At 59.7% G+C, this 16,410-nt stretch carries 17 protein-coding genes; 2 read left to right on the forward strand and 15 right to left on the reverse strand.

Annotated features, from left to right (window positions below):
• Positions 1-12 precede the first annotated feature (12 nt).
• From lpxB to ACQY1L_RS07610, 15 genes are all read right to left on the reverse strand, one after another.
• Positions 13-1,191, reverse strand: a complete 1,179-nt coding sequence (lpxB, locus tag ACQY1L_RS07540) for a lipid-A-disaccharide synthase (RefSeq protein WP_062457281.1) — start codon at positions 1,189-1,191, stop codon at positions 13-15.
• Entirely contained in the window at positions 1,191-2,078 is an 888-nt protein-coding gene (locus ACQY1L_RS07545) for an LpxI family protein (protein ID WP_062580426.1), read from the reverse strand. The genes lpxB and ACQY1L_RS07545 overlap by 1 nt, the downstream gene beginning before the upstream one ends.
• Positions 2,078-2,893, reverse strand: a complete 816-nt coding sequence (gene lpxA, locus ACQY1L_RS07550; RefSeq protein ID WP_062580424.1) for an acyl-ACP--UDP-N-acetylglucosamine O-acyltransferase — start codon at positions 2,891-2,893, stop codon at positions 2,078-2,080. The genes ACQY1L_RS07545 and lpxA overlap by 1 nt, the downstream gene beginning before the upstream one ends.
• A complete protein-coding gene (fabZ, locus tag ACQY1L_RS07555; protein ID WP_062457291.1) occupies positions 2,890-3,354 on the reverse strand; it encodes a 3-hydroxyacyl-ACP dehydratase FabZ in 465 nt (154 codons plus the stop codon). The genes lpxA and fabZ overlap by 4 nt, the downstream gene beginning before the upstream one ends.
• Positions 3,344-4,411 (reverse strand): UDP-3-O-(3-hydroxymyristoyl)glucosamine N-acyltransferase, encoded by a 1,068-nt coding sequence (gene lpxD, locus ACQY1L_RS07560; protein ID WP_430243628.1) that lies wholly within the window; start codon positions 4,409-4,411, stop codon positions 3,344-3,346. Before lpxD ends, fabZ begins: the two co-directional genes overlap by 11 nt.
• Before the next feature lie 51 nt (positions 4,412-4,462).
• Positions 4,463-6,826, reverse strand: coding sequence for an outer membrane protein assembly factor BamA (gene bamA, locus ACQY1L_RS07565; RefSeq protein WP_062580420.1), 2,364 nt, complete (start codon positions 6,824-6,826; stop codon positions 4,463-4,465).
• 196 nt (positions 6,827-7,022) lie between these two features.
• Positions 7,023-8,144 (reverse strand): RIP metalloprotease RseP, encoded by a 1,122-nt coding sequence (gene rseP / locus ACQY1L_RS07570; RefSeq protein ID WP_062457300.1) that lies wholly within the window; start codon positions 8,142-8,144, stop codon positions 7,023-7,025.
• 41 nt (positions 8,145-8,185) lie between these two features.
• The gene (locus ACQY1L_RS07575; RefSeq protein WP_062457303.1) at positions 8,186-9,019 is read right to left on the reverse strand and encodes a phosphatidate cytidylyltransferase; all 834 of its coding nucleotides are present in this window, start codon (positions 9,017-9,019) and stop codon (positions 8,186-8,188) included.
• On the reverse strand, positions 9,019-9,762 hold the full coding sequence (locus ACQY1L_RS07580) for an isoprenyl transferase (RefSeq protein ID WP_062457306.1): 744 nt from the start codon (positions 9,760-9,762) through the stop codon (positions 9,019-9,021). The genes ACQY1L_RS07575 and ACQY1L_RS07580 overlap by 1 nt, the downstream gene beginning before the upstream one ends.
• A gap of 51 nt (positions 9,763-9,813) precedes the next feature.
• On the reverse strand, positions 9,814-10,371 hold the full coding sequence (gene frr / locus ACQY1L_RS07585; protein WP_062457309.1) for a ribosome recycling factor: 558 nt from the start codon (positions 10,369-10,371) through the stop codon (positions 9,814-9,816).
• 54 nt (positions 10,372-10,425) lie between these two features.
• Complete coding sequence (gene pyrH, locus ACQY1L_RS07590) at positions 10,426-11,145, reverse strand: UMP kinase (RefSeq protein WP_062580417.1); 720 nt, start codon at positions 11,143-11,145, stop codon at positions 10,426-10,428.
• Positions 11,146-11,277: 132 nt separating this feature from the next.
• On the reverse strand, positions 11,278-12,204 hold the full coding sequence (gene tsf / locus ACQY1L_RS07595) for a translation elongation factor Ts (RefSeq protein WP_062580415.1): 927 nt from the start codon (positions 12,202-12,204) through the stop codon (positions 11,278-11,280).
• A gap of 246 nt (positions 12,205-12,450) precedes the next feature.
• Positions 12,451-13,236, reverse strand: a complete 786-nt coding sequence (gene rpsB / locus ACQY1L_RS07600) for a 30S ribosomal protein S2 (protein WP_062457320.1) — start codon at positions 13,234-13,236, stop codon at positions 12,451-12,453.
• Positions 13,237-13,440: 204 nt separating this feature from the next.
• Positions 13,441-14,154 carry a pentapeptide repeat-containing protein gene (locus ACQY1L_RS07605; protein ID WP_430243633.1) on the reverse strand — a complete coding sequence of 238 codons (714 nt, stop codon included), beginning with the start codon at positions 14,152-14,154 and terminating at the stop codon, positions 13,441-13,443.
• 87 nt (positions 14,155-14,241) lie between these two features.
• Positions 14,242-15,096 (reverse strand): cell envelope integrity EipB family protein, encoded by an 855-nt coding sequence (locus tag ACQY1L_RS07610; protein ID WP_062580412.1) that lies wholly within the window; start codon positions 15,094-15,096, stop codon positions 14,242-14,244.
• 110 nt (positions 15,097-15,206) lie between these two features.
• Here ACQY1L_RS07610 and ACQY1L_RS07615 point away from each other — a divergent pair, with 110 nt between their 5' ends.
• Both ACQY1L_RS07615 and ACQY1L_RS07620 read left to right on the forward strand, forming a co-directional pair.
• Positions 15,207-15,677, forward strand: coding sequence for a RidA family protein (locus tag ACQY1L_RS07615; protein ID WP_062457326.1), 471 nt, complete (start codon positions 15,207-15,209; stop codon positions 15,675-15,677).
• The gene (locus tag ACQY1L_RS07620; protein WP_113110937.1) at positions 15,674-16,402 is read left to right on the forward strand and encodes a glycerophosphodiester phosphodiesterase; all 729 of its coding nucleotides are present in this window, start codon (positions 15,674-15,676) and stop codon (positions 16,400-16,402) included. Before ACQY1L_RS07615 ends, ACQY1L_RS07620 begins: the two co-directional genes overlap by 4 nt.
• The last annotated feature ends 8 nt before the right edge of the window (positions 16,403-16,410 follow it).

Genomic DNA, 16,410 nt, shown 5'->3' on the forward strand with positions numbered 1-16,410 from the left:
AGAAAAACCCGTTCAGCGATGAACGGGTTTTTTGTTGTCCAACAGTTCGAGTACCGCACCTGCTGCGGCCTCTCCAGGCGGAACAGGGACGTCCAGTCTCTGCCAGGCAAGTGCGAACCCGTCGAGCATCGCACGGCGCTCCGGCGTGTCGGCGGACAGACGTTCCGCCCAGCGGCTGAGGCTTCCGGGTCGCACGACCTCGTTGACATATTCGGGAACGACCGGGTAGTCGGCGATCAGGTTCGGAAGCGCGCCGGTCCAGATCTTGATGCGGCCGGCCAGAAGCTTGATCAGCCAGTCCGTCTTGTAAGCCGAGACAACAGGAACTGTCGCAAGCCCCAGTTCCAGGATAACCGTGCCGGAAGCGGCCAGCGCCACGTCCGCCTCTGCGAAGGCAGCCCATTTTCCGGCTGTATCCGTAGTAATCTCGACATGAACCGGCAGATCTGCGGCCATCTTCCGCACCAGTTCTTCCCGGCGCGGTACCGTCGGAAGCAGGAACCGGGTCTCACCATTGCGATCTGCGAACTCGCGCGCAGCCTCGCCGAACACGGGTAGGAGTGCCTTGATTTCGGCTGAACGGGAGCCCGGAAGCAAGAGGATCGTCTTCTTGTCGGCGGAGGTCTTGACCGGCCTCTCGGCGCGCGCAGCACGGACCCTCAGGAGATCCGCATCATTGGTCAGCCGGTGACCGACGAACACTGTCTGCGGACCCTCCAGCCTCCGCATCGCTTCCGGCTCGAACGGAAGGACGGCAAGAACGAGGTCGACATAGGAGAGCATCGCCTTGGCACGATATTCCTTCCAGGCCCAGACACTGGGGCAGACATAATCAACGATCGGCAGATCCGGCAGGGCCGCCCTCACCTTTCTTGCCACTCGGTGGGTAAAGTCAGGGCTGTCGACGATGACAAGCACATCGGGCTTTGCGGCGACGATCGCAGCCGCCGTCTGGTTGATGCGACGGATCAGGTTGGGAAGACGCGCGAGCACCTGGGTGATGCCCATGATCGACAATTCGGAGAAATCGAACAGCGACTGAAGGCCTTGGGCCGACAGTGCATCACCGCCCACCCCGATCAGTTCGACGGGACCGGCGTAGGACGCCTTCAGTGCCGCGATGAGGTCTGCCCCTAAGAGATCGCCCGACACTTCGCCGGCGATGATCGCAACCTTCAAACCTTGGTTCATCACAATCCTCTCGACGGAAGGGCCTGATCGATGCCGCAGACGAAAATGCCGTGGGCGTCAGCAGCTTTGATCAGCTTTGCTTCTTCCAGCACCAGCGCCCTGCCCGCTTCCACCGCGATCCCCGCCAGCCCGGCCGCGACGGCATGTTCGACGGTGGATGGCCCGATGGTGGGCAGGTCCGCGCGCATATCCTGGTGGAGCTTGCAGAGCTTGACGAGCACGCCCTTGCGACGCGTGGAGATACGTCCCTCGGCGCGCAGTTCGGCAACGCGCTGCATCATCCGGTCAGTTCCCTCGACACCTTCGAGTGCCACAACGCGGCCGCCGACGCTGACAGCGCCCTGGCCAATATCGAGATTGCCGAGCGCACTCGCAGCCTCGACACCGCGTTCGATATCGCGCAGATCGTCACCGCTTGGAGACACTTGGCCAAGCGGACCGACCTTCGCCAGCAGGCCCGGCGCGATGTCGTGGGCACCCAGAACTTCGCAACCCATGGCCTCGATCAACTTGATCACCATCTGCAGCACTGCGTCATCGCCGGCTGATAGCAGTGTGCGCACGACGGAGGGCAATTTGATCAGGGTCTTGAAGGTTGGATGAATGTCGCGCCATTCAGGGCGCCTTGCGACGCCGCCCGACATCACGACGCGACGGATGCCTCTTTCTCGAAAACTCTTCTCGATCCCTGAAAGATCGCCGACGCCGAGCGACACATGGTCGAACCCGTCAAAGCGATGATCCGCCTCATCCTTCAGCTGGATGATGAACGGATCTTCGCCTGCAACACGTGCGGCATCCGCCAGGTAGGCTGGCAAAAAGCCTTTACCGGCGATAATCGCCAGCCGGCCCTCTCGCGCTTGGCCAGGGGCGCCGGCCGCGACCATCAGCCCTTCCTGCGGAAAGGCGATGAGATCGCGCGGTCACTATCGGCTGTGATGAAATCGATGATTTCCATGGCCTCCGGGCAATCGGCAAACTCGTCGCGGATCGCTGCGGCATTGGCGCGAACATTTGCCTCGCCTTCGAAGATCTTCTTGAATGCGCGACGAACGATATGGATCGTTGCGCGATCAATGCCGGCGCGGGTCATGCCGACGACGTTCAGGCCACCCAGAAGACCGGGATTGCCGTTCAGCATGCCGAACGGAATGACGTCGTAGTTGACGGCGGAAAGTCCACCGATGAAGGCTTGCCGACCGATGCGGGTAAACTGGTGAACGGCGCAGCCACCGCCCAGGATCGCACGATCGGCGACCTGCACGTGACCAGCCAGCATCACGTTGTTGGACATGATGATATGGCTGCCGAGCTGGCAATCATGCGCGACGTGCGAATTTGCAAGGAAGAGGCAATTGTCACCGACGACCGTCTTGCCACCACCGCCCGTCGTACCGGTGTTCATCGTCACGCCTTCGCGCATCGTGCAGTTGTCGCCAATGGTCAGGCTCGAATCCTCACCAGCTTCGTGAAGGCTCTGCGACACACCACCGATGACCGCCATCGGGAAGATCCGACATCCCTTGCCGATCTCGGTTTTGCCACCGACTACCGCATGCGAGATGAGCTCGACATTGTCCTTCAGCACCACGCGCGGGCCGACATGGGAGAACGGTCCAACGACGACGTTCTCGCCAATCACGGCGCCATCCTCGACCACGGCCGAAGGGTGGATGCGCGCGCTGGCCGAGATCATGCTCATTCGCTTTCCTTGCGCATCATGGCGCCGATATCGGCTTCCGCAACCAGCTGACCATCGACCTTGGCGTCACAATGAAACTTCCAGATATTGCCGCGCTGCTTCTGCTTGACGACATGAAATTCCACGCGGTCACCCGGCACGACCGGCTTGCGGAAACGCGCGTTGTCGATCGTCATGAAGTAGACGAGATTGCCAGCCCCACCCTGCTTGCGCGCACAGATCGCGCCGGCAGTCTGTGCCATGCCCTCGACGAGAAGAACGCCCGGCATAATCGGCTGCTCGGGAAAATGACCGGTGAAATGGGGCTCGTTTGCCGTCACGTTCTTGATGCCAACAGCCGAGCTGTCGCCATCGATCTCGATGATCTTGTCGACCAGGAGAAACGGGTAGCGATGCGGCAGAAGGCGCATGATTTCCTGAATGTCGGCCGCGCCGAGCTCCGGCTTGGTCTCATCCGTCATTTTTCTTATCTCCTCGGCGTTTCGCCCGGTCATCGGAACGCGACATGATCTCCGCCATGTCTCTCAAAAAGTCTTTTATCGGCCGCGCCGGAATTCCGCCATAGGTCTGCCCGGCCGGGATATCGGCGACCACGCCGCTCATTGCTGCGATCTGCACGCCATCACCGATCGAGATGTGACCGTTAACGCCGCTCGCACCACCGATCATTACGCCATTGCCGATACGGGTCGATCCGGCAATGCCGACGCCAGACACGATACCGCAATGGCGACCGATGCGGACGTTATGGCCGACCTGAACCTGATTGTCGATCTTGGTGCCCTCGCCGATCACAGTGTCATCCATCGTGCCGCGGTCGATCGTCGTATTGGCGCCAATCTCGACGTGATCCTGGATGATGACACGACCGACCTGCACGATCTTGAGCATGCCTTTCGGGCCGGGCGCATAGCCGAAGCCGTCCTGACCGATCCGGGCGCCATTGTGGATGATGACGTTGTTGCCAATCAATGCTGACAGAATGCTGGCGCCAGAGGCGATCGTGCAGTCGCGGCCGATCTTCACGTCAGCACCGATCACGGCGCCGGCAGCAATCCGTGTGCCGCTGCCGATTTCGACACGCGCACCGATCACCGCCATGGGCTCGATCTCGACACCAGGCTCGAGCCTCGCCGTCGGATCGACAAAGGCCGCGGGAGAAATGCCGGACTGCGATGTTACCGGAGATGGACGAAGCGCGATGGGATGCAGAAGCGCGCCGGCCTCTGCGAAAGCCGTATGCGGCTTCTTCGTCGCAAGCACCGGAATGTGATCTGGAATGATGGATTTCAGGCCCGGATCGCAAAGGATTGCCGACGCTTCACAGGTCTCGAGATCGGCGCGGCTTTTCCTGGAGAGGATGTAGCAGATATCGCCTTTGCGCGCACGCGCGACGGGCGAGACAGACCGTACCAGTTCGTCACCGGCACGCTCGTCAAGCAGTTCAACCCCAAGATGGGCGGCCAGCTCACGCAGGCTCACGCCATCATGAGGCGGGAAAAATTCGTTATGGTCCATGAACCCTGAGCTCCAGAACAGGTTTCCGGCCGCTTTCGCGGCCGGAGACGATCAGAACTGGTTCGCCATGCTGAAGCGGAACTGCTGCTTCTCGTCGAAGTCTTCCTTGACGACCGGCTCGGCGTAATCGACGCGCAGGTTGCCGAACGGCGAAGCCCACATGACACCAACGCCGACCGAGGCGCGGATCGACATGTCGGTGCCGTTGACCTTGTCACCGAAAGTCTTGGTTTCATTGCCGAACAGCGAACCGGCGTCAGCAAAGACAGCGGCACGGAAACCGACATCTTCCGGGATGAGCGGCATCGGCATCGTCATTTCAGCCGAGGCATTGAAGTAGCTGGTGCCACCGAGAGCATCGCCGTGGTCGTCCGTGCGCGGACCGATACCGTCGTTCTTGAAGCCACGGATCTGACGACCGCCGATCGTGAACTGATCGAAGACGTTCAGATCATCACCGGTCTTGAACACATGACCACCACCGACGGCAATCGAACCAACCAGATCTGCTTCGGTCGAAAGAAGGTGGAAGTAACGGGCGCGGGCTGTGACCTTGTAGAAGTCGGAGTCGCCACCGAGGCCGGCATATTCATGCGTGAAGGATGCAAACAGACCTTCACGTGGAAGCGTCTGGCTGTCCAGCGAGTTGTAGACAAGCGACTGCGACACTGACGACTGCGTATACTTGCCTTCGTCGATCAGGTTCGCGTAGGTCTGCGACACCTTGTCATCAAGCGTAAACGGCAGGCCGTCACCACCAAAAGCACCGTCTTCTTCGTACTTGATCGTCTTGTAGGTGTAGCGGAACGTCGTCGCCAGCTCTTCAGTGATCGGCGCCGTTACGCGCAGGGTGATTCCCTGTTCGCTATAGTCGTAGTAATCGTTCGAAGAGGTCGTGCTCTTGAAGATGTCGAAGCCGGCAGCAAGACGGTAACCGAGGAAGTAAGGCTCGGTGAACGAGATGCTGTAGCTGCGCGCGTCGTCCGTACCGGCACCTGCCGCAACGCGGATGTACTGGCCACGACCGAGGAAGTTCTTTTCTTCGATGGATGCTTCGAGAAGGAAGCCGTCACCGCCAGCAGCGTAACCTGCACCGATACCGAACGAACCGGTTGGCTGATCTTCGACGTCCACGATCACGACGACACGGTCGGCAGAGCTGCCCTGCTGCGTCGTCACGTTGACGGTGGTGAAGTAGCCAAGCGCCTCAAGACGCTTCTTAGCGCGGGCAATCATCCCCTGATTGAACGCATCGCCTTCGGAGAAGTCGAACTCGCGGCGAATAACATAGTCGCGGGTGCGGGTGTTGCCGCGAACCTCGATACGCTCGACATAGGCGCGCTCGCCCTGGTCGACCATGTAGGAGACGCCGATCGTGTGGTTTTCAAAGTTGCGATCGCCGCGTGGCGTGACACGCGCAAACGGATAGCCGGCAGACGAGACGCGCTTCGAAATCGCATCCATCGTCTTCTGGATTTCACGGGCATCGTAGGTGCTGCCGGAATTGGTCTCGACGAGACCCTCCAGGTCCTGACCGGAGATGCCTTCTACCGTCGATTCAACGGCAATGTTGCCGTACTGGTAGCGAGCACCTTCCTCAACCGTGAAGGTGATGTTGTACTGGTTAGTCGACTCATCAAGAACCGCCTGCGACGACACGACCCGGAAATCCGGATAGCCGTGATTGTAGTAGAACTGGCGGAGCGTGTCTTCGTCGGCGCGCAGCTTGTCTTCGCTGTAGACATCCTTGCGGGTCAGGAAAGACAGTGGACCGGATTCTTTGGTGATGATCGTCGACTTCAGACGACCGTCGCCATAGGCCTGGTTTCCAACAAAGGTGATGTTGGCAATCTTGGTGCGGTCACCTTCGTTGATGACGAAGGCAAGGTTGACGCGGCCCTGGCCGACATCGGCGGTCTGCGTCGTGACTTCAACGTCGCTACGACCAATCGCGCGATACGATTCGCGGATGCGCTCGATGTCGGCGTTGATCATGGACTGGTTGTAAGGGCCAAGTGGCTGCGTCTGAACGGCGCCAGCGAGCTTGTCGTCCTTGATCTTGCGGTTGCCGTTGAAGACGACCTGGTTGATCAGCTTGTTTTCGCTGACGGTAACGACAAGCGCGCTACCGGAAACGCTGATGCGGACATCGGAGAAAAATCCGGTCGCATAGAGACGCTTCACAGACTCGTCGATGTCGCTCGCGGCGAATGCAACGCCGGGACGGATTGTGAGGTTCGAACGGACAGCTTCTTCGCCGGCGCGCTGAGCGCCGCGGACCTGTACGCTACGAATGGTAGCTGCCTCGGCAGCGGGAGCAGAGGCAAGCACCAGCACACCGGCGCCCGACGCAACAACACTAGCAGACAGCGCAACCGCCGACACTGCGTTCAAGAACTTTGAACCAGCCTTCATTTTCACTTCTTACCTTTTCCCGTTGTCCCTTGGCGGGTGAACCCGACTCCGGCCACGTGTGTCGTTTTACCTGCTTTTGCCCTACAAGCAAGATATCGCGTTAATTTCTATTTACTTCCTTTCGATGCGTGGCCATATCGCCACGCACCACATGCAAACATGGTAAATAAAGGGTTATTTCAACGATCTCACGGGGTTAACCGATGAGATTACTGATGTCGTTGAATGTCGCAAACACCATCAGGCTGAGCACCATGGCCAGTCCGATCCGGAATGCGATCTCCTGAGCACCAGACCCCAGCGGCTTGCCTCTGATGGCCTCGATTGCATAAAATACCAGATGCCCTCCGTCCAGAACAGGAACCGGCATCAGGTTCAACAATCCAATGGAAACTGACAGTACGGCTGCCAGCTGAACAACGGCGGCAAAGCCGAGGCTCGCCATCTGGCCAGATGCCTGCGCGACCCTGACAGGACCGCCCAGCTGATCAGCCTTCATGCGACCCGTCACGAGGTTGCCGATGTAGCGGAATGTGCCGGTGACGATATTTCCGGTTTCCTTGACCCCTTCCGCCACTGCCTCGAGGGGCGAGAAGGTTTCGGTCCTGAAATTGCCCAGCTGTTCGTTGGTGACGATGCCGATCAGGCCAAGCTCGACCTTGTTGCCGAACTGGTCGGTGATCTCACTGCGCTTTGGCACCATAGGCAGGTCGATGTCCTGCCCGTTGCGTTCAACGGTGACGGTGATCGGGGTTTCCGGACGCACGCTGACATAGCGGCGGACGTCGTCGAACGTCTTGATGCGACTGCCATCGAGCGCGACCAGACGGTCCCCCGTCTGCACACCAGCTTCTGCCGCGGCGCTGTCAGGCCTCACTTCGGCGACGACGGGATCGGCGATGACCTTTCCGTAAACGCTGAACAGGACGGCGAAGATTGCGATCGCCAGAATGAAATTGGCAATGGGTCCGGCAGCCACGGTCGCCGCGCGTTTCCACAGCTTGGCCCCGGCCAGCGTGTGCGCCTTGTCCGCCTCGGTCATATGCGAGACGCTTTTGGCATCGGGCATACTGGCGACATCGTCGTCGCCGAAGAACTTTACATACCCACCAAGCGGAATCGCAGAGATCTTCCAGCGCGTGCCGCGTTTGTCCGTAAACCCGATCAGTTCCGGTCCGAAGCCGACGGAAAACGCAGTCGAGCGGATGCCGCACCAGCGGCCGACAAGGTAGTGGCCCATTTCGTGCACGAAGACGAGCAGCGACAGGACGAGGATGAAGGGGATGATGTAACCCGTAACGAAGGTCAGGATGGCCATTTCAGTTTCCGGTTTCCAGCGGTCGCAAGGACCGACATTTATCAGAGGCCGAAAAGATAGGCCGCGACGCTTGCGTCAACATGGCTTGTCCAGGCGGCGTGCGCAAGTGTGAGAAGAAACGCCGCGAAACAGGCAAAAACGAGACCGTCGACGCGATCCATCACACCACCGTGGCCGGGGATGAGATGGCTGGAATCCTTCACGCCGAATCGGCGCTTGATGAAGGATTCGAAGAGATCGCCGATCTGGCTCGCGACAGACAGGATGAGCGCCATGAACGCCGTCCACAGCGAGAAGTCCGAAAACACCACGCCACTCAGCGCAGATCCGGCGATGACGGCGGAAACAGTACCGCCGATCGCGCCGGACCATGTCTTGCCGGGCGAGATTCGTGGCGCGAGTTTCGGTCCCTTCAGTTTGCGGCCGATGAAATAGGCGAGAATGTCAGTGGACCAGACGACGGCGAACAGAAACAGCATCGCCATCAGGCCGATCTGGTTCTCACCCCGGATCGCGGCAATGGCGATCGTACTCAAGCCTGCGTAGAGGATGCCTGATGGCAGCCACCAGCTACGCTTTCGCAGAACGACAAACAGCATGGCTGTTATCACGCCGCCGCCAAGGAGCGGCATCGACATCTGGTCGTCACCGCCGAGAACATTCAACGCGACAAGGACGACGATCAGCCAACCGAAGGCGTTGCCCTGGAAATCCACGTCCTTCAATCGAGTGATCGTGGACCATTCGTAATAGACGAGTACGCCGATCACGGCTGCGACGGCCCGGAATGGGAGACCACCTGCCCAGGTCGCGGCCAGGACCACGATGGCAAGCACGATTGCCGACAGAAGACGCTTCTTCAATTCTCCCGACATCAGCCGACGACCGCGGTGGGAGTGGCCGAGACGGCGCCGAACCGGCGGTCACGAGACGCATAGACCTTGAGGGCCTGGAAGAAGAGCTGCTTGTCGAAATCCGGCCAGTATTCGGGAATGAACAGGAACTCGGAATAGGCTGCCTGCCAAAGCAGGAAGTTCGAAAGCCTCTCCTCGCCGCTGGTGCGGATGATCAGGTCCGGGTCTGGAATATCGGCGGTGTCCAGACGCCCGCAAATCATCGCCGCATCGATCGCCTCTGGATCGAGAAGGCCTGCGCGCACGTCCTTTGCAAGGCTCACCGTCGCACGGACGATCTCGTCACGCGAGCCATAATTGAACGCGATCACAAGTGTCAGCGCGGTGTTGTTGCGCGTCGTCTCCTCGGCCTCCAGAAGCAGAGGAAGAAGATCGCCGCGCAGCTTGACGCGGTCGCCAATGATGCGGATGCGAACATTGGAATGATGCAGTTCGGCGAGGTCGCGACGGATGAAGCGGCGTAGAAGCCCCATCAGGTCGTTCACCTCGGCTTCCGGACGGCTCCAGTTCTCCGACGAAAAGGCGAACAGGGTGAGATACTCCACACCCGCCTCGCCTGCCGCCTTCACCGTTTCGCGAACGGCTTCCATCCCTTTGCTGTGGCCAACGGTACGGGGAAGCCCACGCTTGTTGGCCCACCGTCCGTTGCCATCCATGATGATGGCGACATGCCGAGGGATGATCGCAAGTTCGGGGGTCGCCATAATCGATGCCGTTCCTTTCGCAGCCGCAACGTTGCGGCGTCGCGGAGCAGGTTATACCTGCATGATTTCCTTTTCCTTGTCGGCAAGCAAGCGGTCGACTTCGGAAATCGTGTCATCCGTCATCTTCTGCACTTTTTCCGACTGGGCGCGACTTTCGTCCTGGCCGATGGAACCGTCCTTCTCAGCCTTCTTGAGCCCGTCCATGCCGTCACGACGGACATGGCGAGCCGCAACCTTGGCTTTTTCGCCGTATTCGTGGGCAAGCTTCACCAGCGACTTGCGGCGCTCTTCGTTGAGCTCCGGCAGAGGAATACGCAGGTTCTGGCCATCGACGATCGGGTTGAGGCCGAGATTCGATTCGCGGATTGCACGATCGACGGCACCCACCATTGACTTGTCCCAGATCGAGACGCCCAGCATGCGCGGCTCGGGAACCGTCACGTTTGCAACCTGGTTGAGCGGCACGCGCGAACCATAGGCTTCGACCGTGACAGGGTCGAGGATGTTTGCGGAAGCACGGCCCGTGCGCAGCGATGAGATGTCGCTCTTGAAGGCCGTGATCGCGCCGTCCATACGGCGCTTGATGTCGTTGAGATCTACTCCACTCATCAGCAGGAACTCCCTATTGTTCTTGGCGGTCGGTTCTTGGCAACGAACCGCGTGTCAGTTGTCGGATACGATGGTCTTGCGACCGCCGCCGGTCAAGATTTGTGCGAAACCGCCCTTCTCGTGGATCGAGAAGACGACGATCGGAATGGAATTTTCACGCGCCAGCGCAACGGCTGCGACGTCCATGACGGCAAGACCCTTGTCGAGCACTTCACTGTGGGTGAGCGTTTCGAAACGGGTCGCGGTCGGGTCCTTCTTCGGGTCTGCGGAATAGATGCCGTCGACCTGCGTGCCCTTGAATATCGCTTCTGCGCCGATCTCGGCAGCACGCAGCGCCGCAGCAGAATCGGTGGTGAAGAACGGGTTGCCGGTACCGCCGGCAAAGATCACCACACGGCCCTGCGCCATATGATGCAGCGTGCGACGCTGCGAGAAGCTTTCGCAGATCTCCGGCATGGCGACAGCCGACAGGACGACCGTCTCGATGTCGAGCTTGCGCAGCGAGGTTGCGAGCGCCAGTGCGTTGATGACGGTGCCGAGCATGCCCATGTGGTCGCCGGTCACCCGGTCGCCACCCTTGGAGGCTACGGCCACGCCACGAAAAATGTTGCCGCCGCCGACGACGACACCGACTTCGACGCCCATGGCGCAGGCATCCGCAATATCCGATGCGATCCGGTCTGCAACTTCGACGTCGATACCGAAGCCCTGACTTCCCATCAGTGCTTCACCGGAGGCCTTGAGCAGAACACGCTTGTAGATCGGTTGCGACATGGTGGCTCCTTGAAAGCGAAACGGACGGAGTGATCAAACGGGATGCGGATACACGAAGGGCACCGGCTTGTCACCGGTGCCCTTCAGGTTTTCAACGACTACAGCGCCTTGCGATGCGCGTGAAGGCAGCAATCAGCCCTTCGCGACTGCTGCAACTTCTGCTGCGAAATCGCTTTCTTCCTTTTCGACGCCTTCACCGAGGAGAAGACGTGCCATGCCGGTGACTTCGATCGGCGCGCCGACTTCCTTTTCGGCAGCCTTGACGGCGTCACCGACGGTGAGGTCAGGGTTGATGACGAAAGCCTGCGACAGAAGAGCAACTTCCTCGAAGAACTTGCGCATGCGGCCGTCGACCATCTTTTCGATGATGGCTTCCGGCTTGCCGGATTCGCGGGCCTGTTCGATGAAGACGTTGCGCTCGCGCTCGGCGACAGCGGCATCGACTTCTTCCGAACGGATGGCGAGCGGGTTGGTGGCTGCGATGTGCATGGCAACCTGGCGGCCAATGGCGTTCAGCGCTTCCTTGTTGCCGGTCGACTTCAGGGCAACGAGAACGCCGAGCTTGCCGAGACGGTCAGCCGCTGCGTTGTGGATGTAAGTCGCAACAACGCCGTCCTCGACGGACAGAAGCGCGGAGCGGCGCAGGTTCATGTTCTCGCCGATCGTGGCAATCGTATCCTTGATCGTGTCGGAGACCGTCTTGCCGGTAGCCGGATAGATTGCTGCGCTAACGCCGTCGACGGTACCGTCGGTGGTCAGGGCAACATCGGCAATGCCGCGAACCATGGTCTGGAACGCATCGTTGCGCGCTACGAAGTCGGTTTCGGAGTTCACTTCGACAACGACAGCGGACGTGCCGTTGGAGGCGACGCCGATCAGGCCTTCGGCTGCGGTACGGCCGGACTTCTTGTCAGCCTTGGCGATACCCTTGGCGCGCAGCCAGTCGATCGCAGCTTCGATGTCGCCGTTGTTTTCGGCAAGCGCGCGCTTGCAATCCATCATGCCCGCGCCGGACTTTTCGCGCAGTTCCTTCACCAGTGCAGCGGTGATTTCAGCCATTTTCGTGCCTCTTGTCGGTTCAAGTTGCGTGTCGCCGGAAAACCGTCGGCGATACCAAAGATTGGGACGAATGTACCCGGAAATATGACATCGTGATGAAGCCATCACGGTTGCGACCGTCTCCACGTCCACCTGACGGTAGACGGCGACGTATCGTCTTAAACGACCAAGGCCAGGGATTGATATCTCTGGCCTTGGTCGAATTCGAAAAGACGGAGCGTCTCAGAACGCTCCAGACTCAGACAATTAAGCCTGAGCTTCCGTTTCGGCTGCGCCTTCAGCTTCGAGAGCAGGCTCTTCAGGAGCCTCCATCATCGCGCCGAGGTCACGGCCCGAAGCGCCCTGCTGACGGGCAATGCCGTCGATGGCAGCGCGTGCCATCAGGTCGCAGTAGAGAGCGATGGCGCGCGAAGCGTCGTCGTTGCCGGGGATCGGGAAGTCGATCAGGTCCGGATCGCAGTTCGAGTCGATGATGGCGACGACCGGGATGCCCAGGCGCTTTGCTTCATCGATTGCGATCTTTTCCTTGTTGGTGTCGATGATGAACATCAGGTCCGGAACGCCGCCCATGTCACGGATACCGCCAAGAGCCTTGTCCAGCTTTTCGCGTTCGCGCTCGAGGTTCAGACGCTCCTTCTTGGAGTAGCCGGAAGCTTCCGAGTTCAGGATCTCGTCGAGCTTGCGCAGACGGGCGATCGAGTTCGAAATGGTCTTCCAGTTGGTCATCATGCCGCCGAGCCAGCGGGAGTTGACGTAGTACTGGGCCGAACGCTTGGCGGAGTCAGCGATAAGCTCGGAAGCCTGACGCTTGGTGCCAACGAACAGAACGCGGCCGCCACGAGCAACGGTGTCGGACACGACCTGAAGGGCGCGCGACAGCATCGGAACGGTCTGAGCCAGATCGATGATGTGGATGTTGTTACGATCGCCGAAGATGTACGGCTTCATCTTCGGGTTCCAGCGGTGTGTCTGGTGGCCGAAGTGGGTGCCTGCTTCGAGAAGCTGGCGCATAGAGAAATCGGGCAATGCCATGCCTAGTTATCCTTTTCCGGTTGAACCTCCGCAAGACGAACAGCAACCTCGTCGAGGCTGCCACCGGGCGGAACGGACCGGATTTCTCCCGGACCATCCCATGCCTTGCGTGTGGAATGCCGGTGCCCATACTAGGCATCGGCCACAAAGGCAAGCGTTTTTCGACGCTGCCCGTCTTTGGGAAGAGCGGGACTGGCCGAAGCCCTAGTCCATTTCGCGGTCGCCGCAGGGCCAGCTTTCCGGCAGTGTCAGGCCGGCCGGCAGTTTCGTGCGCCGGTCGCCGCAGGCCACGTTCATCTGGTGCTGATCGAGCCCGATCGAAGACGACAGGTCCACTCCTTCGATGCGCGTCAGAAAGAAGAAGGCGCTCTGGAAATTGAGCGGACCTTTGAATTCGGCCTTCGTCAGGTCGGCGCGTGCGAGGTTTGCGAAGGCGAAACTTGCGCCTGTCAGGATGGCCCCGTCGAAGTTCGACCTGCCGAGTTCGGCTTTCTCGAAGCGTGCGTTGTTCAACTCCGCTTTCGAGAAATTGGACCTCTCCAACTCCGCGCTCGTGAAATTCGCGTCGTTGGCGCGTACTTTCTGGAAGTCGGACCGATATGCTTCGACCTTTGAAAAATTCGCCCCCTCGGCGTTGCTGCCTGCCATCCAGGTGCGGATAAGCTTCGCCTTGGTGAGATTGGTACCGGCAAAATTCGAATCGCGCAGATCGGTAAAGCTTAAGTCCGCCTCCGCAAGACTACCCTTGGAGAAATCGGATCCGCTCAGCATCAGATTGCGCTTGGCGCAACTCGACCAGTTGATCCCGGGATAGGGATCGGTACGGCACTCCTGCGCCGAGACCGTCGCCGGCGCGAGTGTCAGCGCGGCGGCTCCTGTCAGGATCGCGACAGAAAGAATGGTACCAATCGAACTCATAGACACCGCTCCTCTCCACGCCTCGGTGGACGTGCATACTCAACTACCGCTTATATAGAGAAGGACGGCAGCAAATTCATCCCGTCGTCACCTGGTAACGGGTCGTTGATCTGCCTGGCAGTCGCTCTTTTGCAAAAGCTCAAGCTTGCTCAGGCTTCCGCTAAGCACGAAGTCGCCGTAGTCCATGGTCAGGTCGCGCGTGATGCCGTTCTCATAGAGCTTGAACGACATGTTGTAGACGGGCGTCGGATCGCCCGCGGCTGCCTCGTTGAAATAGGCAATGGTCACAGGCCAATACGCGGCCTTGGAGAACTCGCCGGCTTTGGCTGCATCAAGATCTTCCTTCTGCGGGTCCTGCTGCTTTCCGATGACTGTCGTGGTCAGAAGCGACTTGTCGCCATCCTCGGAACCGTCGAACACGCGTGCCTCGAAAAACCGGTTGCCATCCTTCGCATTCTTGATCACTTCAAGCATGTGATTGGTAGGGAACGCGCTGGCTGGAAGGTCGACTTCGCGCCCCTCGGGACCGGTCAGGTCCACTTTGACGCCGGTTTCGCCGGTTGTCGCGTCACCGGCGACCTCCTTGTCCAACTGTTCGTCGGTAAACGACTTGGTCTCGAAGTGAAACTGCTGCGCCGATACATCCTCGAACGTGTTGGTCTGCTGGTCGCTGACGCGGGTTTGCTCGCCGGTATCTATCTTTGTGACGAGACGGAAGTTGGTCGTGAACCCCGTGCAGGCCGAGCCGGTAAACTCGTAGACCATTCGTCCGACCATCCCTTCGATTCCGGACCGCTCGGACGCATCCTTGAGCTTCAGGTCGTAGACGGCGCGATGCGGAATGAGCAGGCGGGCCGCCGTATCGGCGCTCATCGGGGCAGCGGAGGCCGCTGGCACGCTCATCACGCCGGCAAGGAACATCCCAAGGCTCGTGCGCAGCATTCACATTCTCCTATTGGACTCAATGCATGATGTTGTAAGAACGCCATCAGCCGAGGTTATGACCTTGATGCAGGATTTTTGGGCAATTTACAATAAAACCGGAGACCGAAATGTCGAACCCGATCGAGACGCGCCTGCAGGAACTGGACATCGTTCTGCCTGAGGCAGCAGCGCCTGCCGCCAACTATGTGTCCTACGTGATCAGCGGCAACATGCTCTATATCTCCGGTCAGTTGCCGACCGAAAACGGCAAGATTGCGGTCAGTGGCCTGGTCGGTGCCGATGTCGACGTCCCGGCAGCGCAGCGCGCCGCAGAACTCTGCGCCATCAACATTCTGTCGCAGGCGAAGGCTGCTCTTGGCGGAGATCTCACCAGGATCAAGCGCGTCGTCAAGCTGTCGAGCTTCGTTGCGTCTGCACCGGGCTTCACGGAACAGCACATCGTCACCAATGGCGCTTCGAACCTGATTGCGAACGTGCTCGGGGAAGCCGGCAAGCACGCCCGCGCTGCCGTCGGCATGGCAGCACTTCCACTCAACGCCGCGGTCGAGATCGAGGCTATCATCGAGATCTCCGCATGACATCTGCAGACTGGATCAAGGACGTACCGGTGGCGCATCGCGGCTATCACGACATGAACAAGACGGTCTGGGAAAATACGCTGTCAGCGTTTTCCCGGGCCATTGATGCGGGTTTCGCGATCGAATGCGACATACAGCTGTCCGCAGACAGCGTCCCGGTCGTGTTCCACGACAACAAGCTGGAGCGCCTTTGCGGCATCAAGGGCGACGTTCGCGAACGGACCGCGGCCGAACTCGGAATGCTTTCGATTGGTGGCACCGCGGACAAGATACCGACGCTCAAGCAGATGCTCACGCTCGTCGCCGGTCGCGTTCCTCTTGTCATCGAGATCAAGGGTCGCCAAGCGGATGAGGACGACGGCTTCGTTGACGACGTTCTCGACGTATTGGAAGGGTATGAGGGCAAGGTTGCCCTGATGAGCTTCGACTACCACATCCTGCGTGCACTGAAGCAGGCCGAGGCGCCCTACCCGCTTGGCCTCACCGCGGAAGGCTCAAAGCCGGAGGAGTTCTTCAATCACGACGAAGCGATGCAGCTCGGCCTCGATTTCATCTCCTATCACTGGGCGCATCTGCCCAACTCATTCGTCACTGCGCAGGCTGATGCCGGAATTCCGATCATTACCTGGACGGTGAGGGATGCAAAGGCCGTCGAACATACCTATAAATATGCAAAGCAGATGACCTTCGAAGGGTTCGACCCACGGGAGAACCCTGCCGCATAATTGGATCC

Origin of the sequence: Neorhizobium sp. DAR64862/K0K3 (assembly GCF_050500185.1) — a bacterium.
Lineage (GTDB): Bacteria > Pseudomonadota > Alphaproteobacteria > Rhizobiales > Rhizobiaceae > Neorhizobium > Neorhizobium soli.

What these genes read in the sequence shown, in the direction of transcription:
- lpxB (WP_062457281.1), bottom strand. Translation starts at nt 1,191, where the DNA reads ATGAACCAAGGTTTGAAGGTTGCGATCATCGCCGGCGAAGTGTCGGGC.
- ACQY1L_RS07545 (WP_062580426.1), bottom strand. Translation starts at nt 2,078, where the DNA reads ATGGTCGCGGCCGGCGCCCCTGGCCAAGCGCGAGAGGGCCGGCTGGCG.
- lpxA (WP_062580424.1), bottom strand. Translation starts at nt 2,893, where the DNA reads ATGAGCATGATCTCGGCCAGCGCGCGCATCCACCCTTCGGCCGTGGTC.
- fabZ (WP_062457291.1), bottom strand. Translation starts at nt 3,354, where the DNA reads ATGACGGATGAGACCAAGCCGGAGCTCGGCGCGGCCGACATTCAGGAA.
- lpxD (WP_430243628.1), bottom strand. Translation starts at nt 4,411, where the DNA reads ATGGACCATAACGAATTTTTCCCGCCTCATGATGGCGTGAGCCTGCGT.
- bamA (WP_062580420.1), bottom strand. Translation starts at nt 6,826, where the DNA reads ATGAAGGCTGGTTCAAAGTTCTTGAACGCAGTGTCGGCGGTTGCGCTG.
- rseP (WP_062457300.1), bottom strand. Translation starts at nt 8,144, where the DNA reads ATGGCCATCCTGACCTTCGTTACGGGTTACATCATCCCCTTCATCCTC.
- ACQY1L_RS07575 (WP_062457303.1), bottom strand. Translation starts at nt 9,019, where the DNA reads ATGTCGGGAGAATTGAAGAAGCGTCTTCTGTCGGCAATCGTGCTTGCC.
- ACQY1L_RS07580 (WP_062457306.1), bottom strand. Translation starts at nt 9,762, where the DNA reads ATGGCGACCCCCGAACTTGCGATCATCCCTCGGCATGTCGCCATCATC.
- frr (WP_062457309.1), bottom strand. Translation starts at nt 10,371, where the DNA reads ATGAGTGGAGTAGATCTCAACGACATCAAGCGCCGTATGGACGGCGCG.
- pyrH (WP_062580417.1), bottom strand. Translation starts at nt 11,145, where the DNA reads ATGTCGCAACCGATCTACAAGCGTGTTCTGCTCAAGGCCTCCGGTGAA.
- tsf (WP_062580415.1), bottom strand. Translation starts at nt 12,204, where the DNA reads ATGGCTGAAATCACCGCTGCACTGGTGAAGGAACTGCGCGAAAAGTCC.
- rpsB (WP_062457320.1), bottom strand. Translation starts at nt 13,236, where the DNA reads ATGGCATTGCCCGATTTCTCTATGCGCCAGCTTCTCGAAGCAGGCACC.
- ACQY1L_RS07605 (WP_430243633.1), bottom strand. Translation starts at nt 14,154, where the DNA reads ATGAGTTCGATTGGTACCATTCTTTCTGTCGCGATCCTGACAGGAGCC.
- ACQY1L_RS07610 (WP_062580412.1), bottom strand. Translation starts at nt 15,096, where the DNA reads ATGCTGCGCACGAGCCTTGGGATGTTCCTTGCCGGCGTGATGAGCGTG.
- ACQY1L_RS07615 (WP_062457326.1), top strand. Translation starts at nt 15,207, where the DNA reads ATGTCGAACCCGATCGAGACGCGCCTGCAGGAACTGGACATCGTTCTG.
- ACQY1L_RS07620 (WP_113110937.1), top strand. Translation starts at nt 15,674, where the DNA reads ATGACATCTGCAGACTGGATCAAGGACGTACCGGTGGCGCATCGCGGC.